This window comes from Streptomyces sp. NPDC091416, from assembly GCF_044756845.1.
Lineage (GTDB): Bacteria > Actinomycetota > Actinomycetes > Streptomycetales > Streptomycetaceae > Streptomyces.
This window is the reverse complement of record NZ_JBIVTU010000016.1, coordinates 79,110-92,516: the sequence shown is the minus strand read 5'-3', so window position 1 is coordinate 92,516 and position 13,407 is coordinate 79,110. Positions and strand designations below refer to the sequence as shown.

The 13,407-nt window shown below is 69.0% G+C and carries 12 protein-coding genes and 1 pseudogene; 6 read left to right on the top strand and 7 right to left on the bottom strand.

Annotated elements, in window-relative coordinates; all coding sequences use genetic code 11:
* Positions 1-51: 51 nt before the first annotated feature.
* The 3 genes from ACIQMX_RS35425 to ACIQMX_RS35415 form a co-directional block, all read right to left on the bottom strand.
* On the bottom strand, positions 52-912 hold the full coding sequence (locus tag ACIQMX_RS35425; RefSeq protein ID WP_363075201.1) for a carbohydrate ABC transporter permease: 861 nt from the start codon (positions 910-912) through the stop codon (positions 52-54).
* Positions 909-1,877, bottom strand: a complete 969-nt coding sequence (locus ACIQMX_RS35420; RefSeq protein WP_402484287.1) for a carbohydrate ABC transporter permease — start codon at positions 1,875-1,877, stop codon at positions 909-911. The genes ACIQMX_RS35425 and ACIQMX_RS35420 overlap by 4 nt, the downstream gene beginning before the upstream one ends.
* A gap of 83 nt (positions 1,878-1,960) precedes the next feature.
* Positions 1,961-3,280, bottom strand: a complete 1,320-nt coding sequence (locus tag ACIQMX_RS35415; protein ID WP_402484285.1) for an ABC transporter substrate-binding protein — start codon at positions 3,278-3,280, stop codon at positions 1,961-1,963.
* A 268-nt stretch (positions 3,281-3,548) separates the two neighbouring features.
* On the opposite strand from ACIQMX_RS35415, the gene ACIQMX_RS35410 reads away from it, so the two are divergent.
* Together ACIQMX_RS35410 and ACIQMX_RS35405 are read left to right on the top strand one after the other, a co-directional pair.
* Positions 3,549-5,960, top strand: coding sequence for a glycoside hydrolase family 2 protein (locus ACIQMX_RS35410; RefSeq protein WP_402484283.1), 2,412 nt, complete (start codon positions 3,549-3,551; stop codon positions 5,958-5,960).
* Positions 5,957-6,988 carry a LacI family DNA-binding transcriptional regulator gene (locus ACIQMX_RS35405; protein ID WP_363075209.1) on the top strand — a complete coding sequence of 344 codons (1,032 nt, stop codon included), beginning with the start codon at positions 5,957-5,959 and terminating at the stop codon, positions 6,986-6,988. The genes ACIQMX_RS35410 and ACIQMX_RS35405 overlap by 4 nt, the downstream gene beginning before the upstream one ends.
* 223 nt (positions 6,989-7,211) lie before the next feature.
* Here the strand turns inward: ACIQMX_RS35405 and ACIQMX_RS35400 are convergent, their stop codons facing one another.
* Positions 7,212-8,177, bottom strand: a complete 966-nt coding sequence (locus ACIQMX_RS35400; protein ID WP_402484281.1) for an ROK family protein — start codon at positions 8,175-8,177, stop codon at positions 7,212-7,214.
* A gap of 141 nt (positions 8,178-8,318) precedes the next feature.
* On the bottom strand, positions 8,319-8,720 hold the full coding sequence (locus ACIQMX_RS35395) for a VOC family protein (protein WP_402484279.1): 402 nt from the start codon (positions 8,718-8,720) through the stop codon (positions 8,319-8,321).
* Positions 8,721-8,810: 90 nt separating this feature from the next.
* Here ACIQMX_RS35395 and ACIQMX_RS35390 point away from each other — a divergent pair, with 90 nt between their 5' ends.
* From ACIQMX_RS35390 to ACIQMX_RS35375, 4 genes and pseudogenes are all read left to right on the top strand, one after another.
* The gene (locus tag ACIQMX_RS35390) at positions 8,811-9,812 is read left to right on the top strand and encodes a helix-turn-helix transcriptional regulator (protein WP_402484277.1); all 1,002 of its coding nucleotides are present in this window, start codon (positions 8,811-8,813) and stop codon (positions 9,810-9,812) included.
* 232 nt (positions 9,813-10,044) lie between these two features.
* Positions 10,045-10,470 carry a hypothetical protein gene (locus tag ACIQMX_RS35385; RefSeq protein WP_363075217.1) on the top strand — a complete coding sequence of 142 codons (426 nt, stop codon included), beginning with the start codon at positions 10,045-10,047 and terminating at the stop codon, positions 10,468-10,470.
* A 100-nt stretch (positions 10,471-10,570) separates the two neighbouring features.
* The gene (locus ACIQMX_RS35380; RefSeq protein WP_363075219.1) at positions 10,571-10,978 is read left to right on the top strand and encodes a hypothetical protein; all 408 of its coding nucleotides are present in this window, start codon (positions 10,571-10,573) and stop codon (positions 10,976-10,978) included.
* A gap of 1,523 nt (positions 10,979-12,501) precedes the next feature.
* A pseudogene (locus ACIQMX_RS35375) lies at positions 12,502-12,627 on the top strand (site-specific integrase); the annotation flags it as partial.
* Between the two features lie 286 nt (positions 12,628-12,913).
* Here ACIQMX_RS35375 and ACIQMX_RS35370 read toward each other — a convergent pair.
* Together ACIQMX_RS35370 and ACIQMX_RS35365 are read right to left on the bottom strand one after the other, a co-directional pair.
* Positions 12,914-13,063 carry a hypothetical protein gene (locus ACIQMX_RS35370; protein WP_402484275.1) on the bottom strand — a complete coding sequence of 50 codons (150 nt, stop codon included), beginning with the start codon at positions 13,061-13,063 and terminating at the stop codon, positions 12,914-12,916.
* Positions 13,064-13,186: 123 nt separating this feature from the next.
* A complete protein-coding gene (locus ACIQMX_RS35365) occupies positions 13,187-13,393 on the bottom strand; it encodes a transposase (RefSeq protein ID WP_402484372.1) in 207 nt (68 codons plus the stop codon).
* Positions 13,394-13,407 lie beyond the last annotated feature (14 nt).

The window sequence follows — 13,407 nt, the reverse complement described above, 5'->3', positions numbered from 1 at the left end:
ACGCGCGGGGGCCTTCACCGTGCCCGTGCCGCGACGGCGGGCCCGGCAGGTCTACTTGGTCGCGCCCTGGGCGAAGCCGTTGTAGATGTAGCGCTGGAGGAACAGGAAGATCAGCAGCGTGGGCAGGATGACCAGGATCGCGCCCGCCGAGATGTTCTCCCAGTGCGCTCCGAAGGGCCCCTTGAACCGGAAGAGCGCGGTGGAGACGGTGCCCAGGTCCTCCGACGGCATGTAGAGGAACGGGATGTAGAAGTCGTTGTAGACGGTGATCCCCTTGATGATGACCACCGTGGCGATGGCCGGCTTGAGCAGGGGAAAGATGACCTTCCGGTAGACGGTGAACGAGTTGGCGCCGTCCAGGCGGGCCGCTTCGTCCAGCGAGACCGGGATGCCCCGGATGAACTGCAGGAAGATGTAGATGGAGACGATGTCGGTCCCCATGTACAGCAGGATCGGGGCCCATCGGCTGTCGAACAGTCCGAAGCTGTTCACCACCTGGAACGTGGCCACCTGGGTGGTCACCGCCGGCACCAGCGTCGCGATCAGGAAGAGCCCCATGACGAGCTTCCTGGCCGGGAAGCGGAAGCGGTCGATGGCGTATGCCGTCATGGAGCCGATGACCACCGTGCCCGTGATGGAGAACAGCAGGATGAACGCGGTGTTGCCGAACGCGGTGATCATCTTGCCGTCGCTGAACGCGGTCGCGTAGTTGGCGAAGTTGAACCAGTTCGAGGGAAGGGACAGCGGTCCGCTGCCGGCCATCTCGTCCGAGGTCTTCAGCGAGGTCAGGAAGACCACGGCCAGCGGGATCAGGACGACCAGCGAGGCGAGCACCAGGGTCAGATAGACGAAGGTCCGGCCGATGAGGCCGCGTGTCCGGGCAGTTGCTGCGGTCCGTCGGGCCGTGCTCATACGAGATCCACCTTCTCATCGGGCACGAGACGGCGCTGGATCCAGGTGATCAGCAGGATGATCAGCAACAGCACCACCGCGGCGGCCGAGGCCAGCCCGGTCTTGTTGAACTGGAACGCGAGCTTGACGGTCTGGATGACGAACGTCGAGGTGCCGGTCGAGCCGCCGGTCATGATCCACGGGATCTCGAAGACCGAGAGCGACCCCGAGATCGCCAGGATGATGCTGAGGCTCAGTACGGGCCGGATGCCCGGGGCGATGATGTGCCGGAACTGCTGCCACCGGGTCGCGCCGTCGAGCTGCGCGGCCTCGTAGAGCTCGCCGGGAACGGACTGGATCGCGCCGAGGAACAGCACGAAGTTCAGACCGGTGTAGCGCCAGACGGAGACGCCGGCCAGCGAGGTGTTCGCGGACTCGGGATCACCCAGCCAGGCGTGGTCGGAGCCCACGCCGACCCAGGACAGTACGGAGTCGAGGGTGCCGCCGTCCTTGAAGAAGTACAGGAAGATGAAGCCGATGGCCACGCCGTTGACCAGGTAGGGGAAGAAGAGGATCCCCTTGAACAGGTTGCGGAACCTGAGGTCGAAGCTGAGCACGGTCGCGAAGAAGAGCGCGATCGAGATCTGCACGACGGATGCGGCGAGGTAGTAGAAGCTGACGAAGAACACCCGGAAGAGCTCGGGCCGGGTGAAGATCTGGACGTAGTTGTCGGTGCCCGTGAAGGAGCGCTCCGGGCTGATGCCGTCCCAGTCGGTGAAGCTGTAGTAGACCATGTTGGCCACGGGCACGTAGGTGAACGTGATCAGCAGGGCGAGCGGTACGACGAGGAACATCCACGGGGTCAGGCGGCGCAGCAGCCGCCCGCGCGAGGCCCGTCCCGGCGGGCGTCGCCGGCTGCCCGCGGCGTCGCGGCGGGCCGTGGCGGGCGGCGGTTTCACCGGGGCCAGGTCGGTGGTTTCGGTCATGTCAGGGCCTTCTCTCTTCCGCTTGCGCGTCAGGCTGTCGGCCCCGGCCGCTGCCGGGCGGCCGGGGCCGGCCACCGCCGTTGTCAGGAGCCGGCGGTCTTCGCGGCCTCGTCCCACCGCTTGTCGAGGCCGGCGAAGTAGTCCTTGAGGTTGCCGTCCTCCGCGCCGCGGGCGATGTCGATCAGCTTCTGGCGGTAGTCGGGGGTGTTGAGCCCGATCTCGGAGGCCTTGTCGATGTCGTTGACCTTCGCGGTGTCCGATTCGGACCGTTCCGTGAACGTGACATCGTTGTCAACGAAGTCCTTGAGGGTGTCCGGCATGGCCGCGGCCTTCACCGTCGGGACGGCGCCCTCCTTGGCGGAGTAGCCGGACTTCTCCGTGAACCAGTCGATCCACGCCCGGGCGGCTTCCTTGTGCTCGGAGTTGATGTTGACGGCCTGCTGGTAGTCGGATACCAGCGTGGCGCAGAACGTGCCGTTCCTCTGGGCCGGGAAGGGCATGAAGCCGATGTCGTCCTTCTTGCCGCCCGCCGCTTCGGCCGCCGCCTGCATCTGCGTGATCGACCAGGAGCCGAGCATCATCGAGCCGATCCTGCCCTTGGCGATGAGGTTCTTGGACTCCTCCCAGTTGGTGGTGTTGGGGTCCTTCTCGGACAGGCCGCCCTTGACGATGTCGTGGAGCAGCGAGTCGGCCGTGTTGAGCTCGCTGCCGGCCTTCCAGGGCGAGACCGCCCCGGCGAGCTTGTTGCTCGCGTCCTTGTCGCAGGTGACCGAGCCGACGTTGCTGGTCCACTGCACCAGCGGCCAGCCGTCGCCGAAGTTGGTGTAGTAGGGGACGGCGTCGGTCTTGTCCTTGATCGCGCCGAGTGCGGCGATGAACTCCGCGGAGGTCTTCGGCCACGCGGTGACGCCGGCCTTCTTCCAGACGGCCTTGTTGTAGACGAAGCCGTTGGCCGTGCCGAACTGCGCGACGCCGTAGACCTTGCCGCCGACCGCCGTCTTGTCGCTGAAGCGGTACTTCTTGCTCAGCTCCTCGGTGGAGCCCAGGGGCGCGAAGAACCGCGGGTAGTCGTTCTTGGCCACGGCGCCGGGGATCATGAGGACGTCACCGTAGTGCTTGGTGTTCATACGGATCCGGGCCTCGCCCTCGTAGTCCGTGAGGCCCTCGAACTTCACCGTGACCTTGGGGTAGATCGTGCGGAACCGCTCCGCGTAGCCGTCCATCGCGCCGCTCTTGACGAGGTCGGTGCGCTGGGTGAGGACGGTGATGGTGCCGGACACCTCGCTCGCGTCGGTGGGCGCCGACGCGGTCTCCGTGGAGGCCGTTCCTCCGCCGCTGCAGCCCGTCGCGGTCAGCGTGGCGACGGCCAGCAACGCACCGGCGAGGGTCTTGGTCTTGCCCATGTGCCCAACTCCTTCAAGATGGCGGCTCAAGGTCTGCGGTGGGATAGCGGCACTATGGCAGTCCGGTGGTGAACCGGTAAAGCTCCCATTTCGATCGTGATGCTCAATCGTTACCGCAGGGTTGATTTATGCCCTTCTGGCCTGCGCTGTGTGTGCGCAGGGTAACGAATGCGGTACTAGACCGGTTTATGGACAGGTCGTGTCGGGAGGGTTAGGTTGTCGGCGTCGTACATCTACCGGCCTGAGTCAGGCGATTGGAGCCGCACCCATGAAGGACGTCACCCCGCTCACCGACGGCTGGACCCTGCGCCACGACGAGGCGTCGCTCCCCGCTCAGGTCCCCGGCTGCGTGCACACCGACCTGTACGCCGCCGGGATCGTCCCGGACCCCTGCCTCGGCCGCAACGAGACCGAGGTGGCCTGGGTGGGCAGGCGCTCCTGGACGTACGTCACGGACCTCGCCCACGACAGCGGCCACGAGCGGACGGACCTGGTCTTCGACGGCCTGGACACCGCCGCGACGATCACCCTGGACGGCCGGAGGCTGGGCAGCACCCGCAACATGCACCGCGGCCACCGGTTCGACGTCACGGGCGCGAACGGCGTGCTGGAGGTCGACTTCGCCTCCGCCTACGACGAGGCCGAGTCGGTCCGCGCGCTGACCGGAAACCGGCCCAACGTCTACCCGGAACCCTTCCAGTACATCCGCAAGATGGCGTGCAGCTTCGGCTGGGACTGGGGTCCCACGCTGGTGACCGCCGGAATCTGGCGGCCGGTCCGGCTGGAGCACTGGTCCACCGCGCGCATCGCTTCGGCGCGGCCCCTCGTGACTGTCGAGGACGGCACGGGCCGGGTCGAGGTGCGGGTCCTGGTGGAGCGGACCGAGGGCGGCCGGGGGCGTGGTCTGGTGGCCGCCGCGACGGTGGGCGGGGCGCGGGCCGAGGCTGCCTTCGAGGGCGACGAGGCCGTCCTGCGGCTGGACGTCGAGGACCCCCGCCTGTGGTGGCCCCGCGGCTACGGTGAGCAGCCCCTCTACCGGCTGGAGGTCGAACTCCGCGACGAGCAGGGGGTACTTGACGCCTGGGAGCGCCGGATCGGCTTCCGCGGCGTGGAGCTCGACCGCTCGGCCGACGAGCACGGCTCCGGCTTCACGCTGGTGGTGAACGGGGTACGGATCTTCGCCCGCGGCGTCAACTGGATCCCCGACGACACCTTTCCTTCGCGGATCACCCCCGAGCGCTACCGCACCCGCCTCCAGCAGGCCGCCGACGCGAACATCGACCTGGTCAGGGTCTGGGGCGGCGGCATCTACGAGGACGACGCCTTCTACGACGCCTGTGACGAGCTCGGACTGATGGTCTGGCAGGACTTCCTCTTCGCCTGCTCCGCCTATCCCGAGGAACAGCCGCTGCGCGGTGAGGTCGAGGCCGAGGCGCGTGACAACGTTGTCCGCCTGATGCCGCACCCGAGTCTGGTCCTCTGGAACGGCAACAACGAGAACCTCTGGGGCTTCCGCGACTGGGAGTGGGAGCCCGAACTGGCCGGCGACTCCTGGGGCGAGGGCTACTACCTCGGCCTGCTGCCGCGCATCGTCGCGGAACTCGACCCCACCCGCCCCTACACCGCCGGCAGCCCGTGGTCCGGTTCCTGGGACCACCACCCCAACGACCCCGCGCACGGCACCCACCACTCCTGGGAGGTGTGGAACCGCCAGGACTACGCCGAGTACCGGGCCAACGTGCCGCGGTTCGTCGCGGAGTTCGGCTGGCAGGCACCTCCGGCCATGGCGACGCTGCGGCGGGCCCTGCCCGGCGAGGACCTGGCTCCGGACTCCCCGGGCATGCTCCACCACCAGAAGGCGGAGGACGGCAACGGCAAGCTCGACCGAGGCGTCGCACGGCACTTCGAGTCTCCCGGGAACGACTTCGACCGCTGGCACTACCTCACCCAGGTCGTCCAGGCCCGCGCCGTGGCCGCGGGAATCGAGCACTGGCGCTCCCACTGGCCCGTCTGTGCCGGCACGGTCGTCTGGCAGCTGAACGACTGCTGGCCGGTCAGCTCGTGGGCGGCCATCGACGGCGACGGCCGGCTCAAGCCGCTCCACCACGAGCTGCGCCGGGTCTACGCGGACCGGCTGCTGACCCTGCAGCCGGACGACGGCGATGACGGGGGCGGCCTCGTCCTGGCCGTGATCAACCAGTCCGCCACCGCGTGGCGGACCACGGTGACCCTGCGGCGCCTGGAGGCGGACGGCACCACCGTCCACCGCGGCGTCCACGAGGTGACGGCAGGTCCCCGCTCGGTCGTCCGCCTCCCGGTCCCCGCGGAGCTGGTTCCCGCCGAGCAGTCGGCCAAGGAGTTCCTCGTCGCCGACGCCGATGGTCTGCGCGCCCTCCACTTCCCCGTAGCGGACAAGGATTTCGCCTGCCCGCGGCCGGAGTACGACGTCACGGTGGAGGCAGTGGCAGGCAAGAGCGATACAGTCGACGTCGTGGTAAGCGCGCACACTCTGCTGAGAGACCTTCTCCTCCAGGCCGACCGCCTCGACCCGCACGCCGCAGCCGATCAGGGCCTGCGGACGCTGCTGCCCGGCGAGCAGGCCCGGTTCCGTGTGACCGGCTGCGGTTCCGTGGACGCGAAGAGGGCGCGGGCCGCCCTCTTCTGCGCGGACGCGAGGTGAACAGTCCCGCACGTGTGACGATCAAGGACGTCGCCGCCCGCGCCGGCGTGTCCAAGGGTGCCGTCTCGCTGGCGTTCAACCAGAAGCCGGGCGTCTCGGAAGTCACCCGACGGCGGATCTTCGAGGCCGCGAAGGAGCTGGGCTGGGCGCCGAACCTGACCGCGCGCAGCCTCTCCAGCCAGAAGGTCGACATCATCGGCCTGGCCCTGTGCCGTCCCGCCCGGCTGCTCGGCCTCGAACCGTTCTACATGGACTTCATCTCCGGCATCGAGAGCGTCCTCGCCGAACGGTCGTACTCGCTGCTCCTGAGGCTGGTACGGGATCTCGACGAGGAGACCGAGCTGTACAAGTCCTGGTGGCGCAGCCAGACGATCGCCGGCGCCATCCTGGTCGACTTCCACGAGAACGATCCGAGGGTCCCGTCGCTGCAGCCCATCGGGCTGCCTGCGGTGGCCGTCGGTCATCCGTCCCTCACCGGCTCGTTCCCCGCGGTGTGGACCGACGACGCCACGGCCGCGGCCGAGGCCGTCCGCTATCTGGCGGCGCTCGGCCACCGGCGCATCGCCCGGGTCGGCGGCCCGGTCGGGCTCGGCCACAGCGCCATCCGGGCCTCCGCGTTCGCGTCCACGATGCGGGAGCTGGGGCTGGAGGAGGGCCGCCAGATCGCGACCGGCTTCGACGGCAGCGAGGGGGCCAGGGCCACCCGCTCGCTCCTGATGTCCGCCGACCGCCCGACGGCCATCGTCTACGACAACGACATCATGGCCGTGGCGGGAGCGGGGGTCGCCGCGGAGATGGGCTTCGTGGTCCCCGACGACGTGTCGCTGCTCGCCTGGGACGACTCGCAGCTGTGCCGGATCACGCATCCCACCCTGTCGGCCATGAGCCACGACGTGCACAGCTTCGGGGCCCAGGTGGCCCGTACCCTGTTCGCCGTCATAGCGGGCGAACACACCGGTTCCGTACAGGTACCGACCCCGTCCCTCACCCCGCGCGGTTCCACCGCACAGGCACCCGCCCGGAACTGAGGACGGCGTACGCGCAGCGCTGCGGCCTCCCCGCCCGGGGAGGCCGCAGCGCTTTGCGGCGCGGGGAAACGGCGTCCCTGGCGTGGGCAAGTGCCCCTCGGCGCAGCGTCCTTGGCCGCCGCGTCATGGAGAGCGCGTGTCCATGGCGGTGCGGAGGAAGGGCCGCCGCGGGCCTGCGCCCGGCCTTGACCGGCGGGCAGGCGCGACGGAATGCGCAGGCGGGTTACGAGCGGGCCCCCGCAGCGAGTGCGCGGGCGCCGAGCCGTGAGGAGGCGACGGCGGCTGCCCCGATGAGACCGGCGTCCAGGGCGAGGACGGCGGGCACGACGGGCAGCCCGCGGGTGAAGTCGAGAACGGCGTAGTCGGCCATGTGCCGTCGCAGGGGAGCGAAGAGCGTGTCTCCGGCCTGCGCCACCCCGCCGCCGATGACCACGAGGTCGAGCTCGACGAGAGCCGCTGTCGCGGAGATGGCGGCCGCCAGCGCCTGTGCCGCCCGCTCGTATGCTTCCGCCGCCCTGGGATCCCCGGCCCGCGCCGCTTCCGCGACCGCCGCGGCCGTCGGTGCCACCCCGGCCGGTGCGGACCACCCGGCCGCCTGCGCGTGCGCCGCGATGGCGGTTCCGCTGGCGAACCCCTCGACGCAGCCGGGAGCCCCGCACGGGCACAGCGAACCGTCCAGGTCGACGGTGATGTGCCCGATGTGCCCCGCGTTCCCGGTCCGGCCGGTGTGCAGCCGGCCGCCGAGGACCAGGCCGCCCCCCACCCCGGTGGACACCACCATGCACAGCGCGTTCCCGAACCCCCGCGCCGCCCCCAGCCAGTGCTCCGCGGCGGCCATGGCGACCGCGTCACCGACCAGTACGGGCCGCAGCCCGGCGGGCAGTCGCGGGTGAGCCGCCACTCGCTCGGTCAGCGGGAAGCGCCGCCACGCGGGAATGTTGACCGGGCTGACCGTGCCCTCGGCGGTGTCGACCGGCCCCGCACTGGCGATGCCGAGGCAGGCCAGCTCGTCCCACATCGGGTGGAGGGTCAGTTCGTCGAGCACCGAGGTCACCGCCGCCATGAGCTCGTCGGCGGACTCCCGCGCGGGGGTTGGCCTCTGTGCGCGTACGAGCAGCGTGCCCGCATCGTCCACGAGCGCTCCGGCGATCTTCGTGCCGCCGATGTCCAGTGCTCCGTACACCGTCACGTCACCACACCTTTCGGGAAGGAAGCGGGTTGCCTTCGCTCCGGATCACACTCTGACGGGTGGTGACAACGTTGTCTAGTAGCCAGTTTAGTTTAGGTCAACGTTTAGTAACGAGGCGGTGTTCTCCGCCGGTGCGGATGCTCATCGGCGGGCGGACCTCTCGATGGCGGACGGCGTGACGGGAGTGAAGAAGTTGACGAGGTTGCCGTCGGGGTCGCGGAAGAGGAGCGCGCGGTTTCCCCAGGGCATCGTGGTGGGCTCGTTCACGAAGTCCTCCACGAAGCCGGTCAGGTTCGCGTACACGCCGTCCACGTCGTCGACGCGGAACTCGAGGATGACACTGCGGTTCTCGCCCGGCCGCGCCGAGCCGGGCGCGAAGAGGGGGACGGTGCGGGTACTGCCGATCGCGAGCGTGGCCGAGGCGGTCCTGAGCTCGGCGAAGTCCTCGTTGGCCCAGTGGGCCGGGACGCCGGTGGCGCGCTCGTAGAAGGCGACGAGCCGGGCGACGTCGCCCGTGATGATGCGGACAGAGACGAAATCCATGATCTTCTCCTGGTCGGTCGGTGCTTCCGGAACGCACGCTACGACGCATACCGGACAGGATCCGCCCGGTATGCGCGGGAGACTTCGTGCATGACCCGCCCCATCGCCCGCGTCCTCACCCTGCTGGAACTCCTTCAGTCGGGTGGCATCCGCACCGTGGCCGAACTGGCCGACCGGCTCGGCGTCGACGAACGCACCGTGCGGCGCTACGCCGGCCACCTCATCGACCTCGACGTGCCCGTCGAGTCGGTGCGGGGCCGCTACGGCGGCTACCGGCTCGCCCCCGGCTACCGGATGCCGCCGCTCATGCTGACCGACGACGAGGCGCTCGCCGTGCTGCTCGGCCTGGCCGCGGGCCGGCGGTCCGGCTCGACCACGGCCGTGGGCGCGGCGGGGGAGACGGCGACGGCCAAGATCCGGCGGGTACTGCCCGAACGCCTGCGGGTCCGGCTCGACGCCGTTCTCGCGACCCTCGCCTTCACGGCTCCGACCCGCGAGGCGGACATCCCGGACTCCGCGGTGCTGCTCCCGGTCGCCGACGCGGTCACCCGTCACCGGCCGATCTCGATGCGGTACACCGCCGCCGACGGCAGACGCAGCGAACGCACCGTGCACCCGCACGGGATCGTCGCCCACTCGGGGAAGTGGTACGTCACGGCCGTGGACCCCGCGATCGGCGAGGACCGGACCTTCCGGCTGGACCGCGTCAGCGGCGTGAGGACTCTGCCCGGCACGTTCGAACCACCCGCGGGGGCGGACCCGGCCCAGCGCGTACTGACCGGGCTCGCCACGGCTCCGTACCGGCACGAGGTGAGGCTGCGGGTGCTGGGCACGGCCGAGCAGATCCACGCCCGGCTCCCCGCCGGCATCGCGATCGTGGAGGAACCGCCGCCCCCGGACGGCGCCGGCCCGGAAACCGAACGCTGGGCACGCGTCGACCTCCGTGTGGAGCGGCTCGACTGGCTGCCTGCCGTACTCGCCTCGCTGGACCGGCCCTTCGTCATCGAGTACCCGGACGAACTCCGCGGCCTGGTCGAGTCCCTCGCCGCACGGCTCGCGGACTCCGCCCGGCGAGGCGCGCCTCCCGGGTGAGTACACCGTCCTTGCCCCGGCCCTGCCGGCTGTCGCGGCGGCGGAATCCCAACCCGCGGCCTCTTCCTCCCGCATGCGCGGCTTCCGCCGGTCGATCCGGCTCGCGCAGAGAGTCATTGCTGATGCGTTCGAGTGAGTGATCCACTTCCACCTTGCCCGTCACCCTGTGTATCCGCTTGCATACTCTTCGTGATCGTGCCAGTTCGGCGGGTCACGCCCAGGGAAGGAAACCATGTTCAAGACCATCAAGGCGCGCCGGGGAATCATCGGGACGGCCGCCGCGCTGAGCCTCCTGGCCGCGGGAGCGGTCGCGGGTGTCGCCATCGCGGATGACGCGGCCGTGGCGGCCAAGGCGCCGTACGCGATGGCGTCCGCTCAGATCAACGCGGACGGAAGCCGTGCACAGTCCAAGGGGATCAAGTCGTCCACCAGGGCGGGCACCGGCATCTACTGCGTGACGTTCGACGACGCCACCAGGATCGACGTGAGCCGCAGCACCCCGGTCGCCACCCTCATCACGACCGGCGGCCCCGAGTACGCGATCAACCTGCGCACCACCCCGTCGCCCGAATGCGGCGACGCGGCAGACACGTTGACCGTCTACACCGGCGAGCGCAATCTGATGGCCGACGCGCCCTTCATGCTGCTCGTCCCCTGACCTTCCCGCCTCGAAGCCCGGTGGGCGGGACAGCCCGCTCGCCGGCATGACCCGGCCGCCCCGGTACACGGGTGACGCGGCCGAGAAGAAGGAAGACCCCATGTCTCGCACCACCGGGCGCACTCACGCCGTCGCCCTGACCGTCGCCGCCCTGGTGTCGGTCCCCCTCCTGGCCGGTACGTCAGTGGCGGCGCCCATCGACATGTACGCCCCCTACGCCCGCGCCGCCGCCAAGGTGGCGGCGAACGGCACGCTTCTGGCACAGAAGAACGTCGGCGAGTCCCGGAAGGTCGCCACCGGGCAGTACTGCGTCAAGGTGTCGGATCCCGACATCGACGATCTGAAGGACGCGGCGGTCCACGTCACGAGCAACAGCGGCTGGGCCACGTTCATCGTCCAGGCCCCGCCCACCACCCGCTGCGGCAGTGACCCGAACACCATCTCCGTGCTCGCCATCAACACGGCCAACGCCTACGGGGACACGGCGTTCACCCTCACGGTGCACTAGTCGCTCCGGGGCCGGTTCCCAGCGGACCCTCGGAGGACCCCGGGAACCACTCAGGGGCCTGATCCGATTTCTCGGATCAGGCCCCTGACCTGGTCTTGCCGGCTGTCGGGGTGGCGGGATTTGAACCCACGACCTCTTCGTTTCGAAGCAACCCGGGAGGGTCGCTGGCCATGGGCTGCTGTGTCTTTTAACTGTGCTGATGGTCCGCTGACGTCCACGGTTGTTCGTGGGTGTGCCGCGCGGTTGTCACGCGGTTGGACACTCAGGAGACAGAAGGATGCCTCACTCTTCCCCGGGGGGAATGAGCCGGTCAGCGCTCTCGTCTTCATCCACGTGCCCGTGTGCATCGACAGTGATTGGAGTGGCCGTCCCTTGGAATTGACGAGCCAGGCAAGCACTTGCTCGGTCAGCGGGCCATTGTCCGGTCCTTCGTCCTTCCAGTGCGCGCGCCAGCCGCCTCCTGGCACGGCGGCTACCACTTGGTCGGCTCGCTCCAGGTGTGAGAAGTCCGGGTAGCCCGTCACCGGCCGGCGAGCCCCTTGCTTCGGATCGACGACGAGGGCAAACGCCTGTCGCCGCATCCCAGGCGTCTACGTCCATGGTCCGGCCGACCATTGTCTCGGTGCCGTTGCAGATCGCGAGCCAGCCGGTCCCGTTGAAGTAGCGCATGGCGCCATCGTTCCTGACGGCGGCTCGATCGCCCACTGCCTTCGGTGAGGCATGAGCAGCAGCGGACTACCCGCTGATTGCTTCCACGCCGAGAAGGAAGAACTTCAGGCCGAAGACGGCGACGATTCCAAGTGCGATGACTCTCAGCGAGCAGACCGATGCGATCAGGGTCATGAACCGAGCCCATCCCTGAACCCTGGTGTAGTCGGTTTCGCCGTCCCACCGCTGATCAGACCTGATGCCCCCTTGCCGGTCACTGTACTCAGCGAGGGATCAGGGGCGGCTCTGCCGGCCGGCCTGTGGCCTCATCCTTATCAGGTCGATCACTGGGGTCCGTCAATCTCGACCAACCGCGCCTCCACCCCGGGCTATCGTCCATTGAGATCCGACGCCGACCTCTGCTGTTCGTACTTGTCGGTGTCAGCCGGTGATGTCAGGCATCACACGTCGCCTCACGCTCAATCGTCGGCTTGCTGATCTTCTTGACTTCTGGGGAGGGTCGATCGAATGGCCCACACGGCAGCGAGCATGCCAAACCCGGGAGGCACGCCGTCCCACGGCTGTGGCAACGTGGTTTGGAGCCACCTGGTCCCCACGACGATCAGCACCAGGACCAAGACGAGCAAGGGGCGCCGGACAATGTGCCTGACCGCCGCCATGGACGACGCGCCGAACTGCCTCAGTCTCCCCGGCTTCATGCCCGGGACTGTAGCGCCGATTGTCCCATCCTCACCACGTATGCCAACCCACCACCCGCCCCAGCTCCCATCCCGTCCGCCTTCGGCCCACACTCCGTGGAGCGGGCGTGGTTCAGGTCGCCGAAGTGGAGCGCGTCACCGTACGAACGACCCTTCTCGCACCTCGTCGGTCACTCCGGCACGGCCGTGACCGAGGAGGTCTACCGGAAGCAGATCCGGCCCGTAATCCAGACCGGTGCCGTGGTCATGGACGGCATCTTCAAGCGGGACCCGGGAAGGTAGTCACGCAGACAGACACGCAGACCAAAACAGGCGAGGCACCTACGAAAATCCGTAGGTGCCTCACCTGCTGTTTTGGCTGTCGGGGTGGCGGGATTTGAACCCACGACCTCTTCGTCCCGAATGAGGGTCGGGCGTTGAGCTCGCCTGCAGGGATGGCGTTTGCGCAGGTCAGGGGAGTGGTCCCGGTTAGTCTCGGCGGCTCTGGGAGGGCGCTGGGGAGCAGCTCGGCTCCCAGGCGGCTCCCAGACCAGCTCGTAGGGGAGCAGCCCCAGCGCGTCGCCTGGTGCTATCCGAGCAGCGTGCCGACGGCAGCGCTGAGGTCCTGGAGAAGGTTGACGACGGCCGCAGCCGACCCGATGGCGAGCCCGAGGTCTTTGAGGCTGTCTCTGATACGGCGCTCGTCGGACTGGGCACCGTTGAGCTCTTCGCCGGACACGCCCTAGCCGTACGGCGTGCCAGAGCGGCGTTGCTCAGCTCTGCGGCGGGTTCCTCCAGGGCCGCCTCCAGCTCCGAGAGCTTCGCCAGAGCCGCCTGGAGGCGGCTGGTTTCTTGACCTGCGCTAGCCATGCGTGGGCTCAGCCGAATGGTCGGACAACGCCCACCCGTTGCGCCGCCACAGCGATACCCAGTTGTGCAGCCTGCCTGAGTGCCCACCGAGCTCCTCCGCGACCCACGGGATCGGCCTGCCCGCCTCGATCACGATGCGTACAACACCCTCGCGGAACTCAGGCGTGTACGTTCGTTGCTTAGGCTCTATGAACCCCAACTCCCCCTGCAATC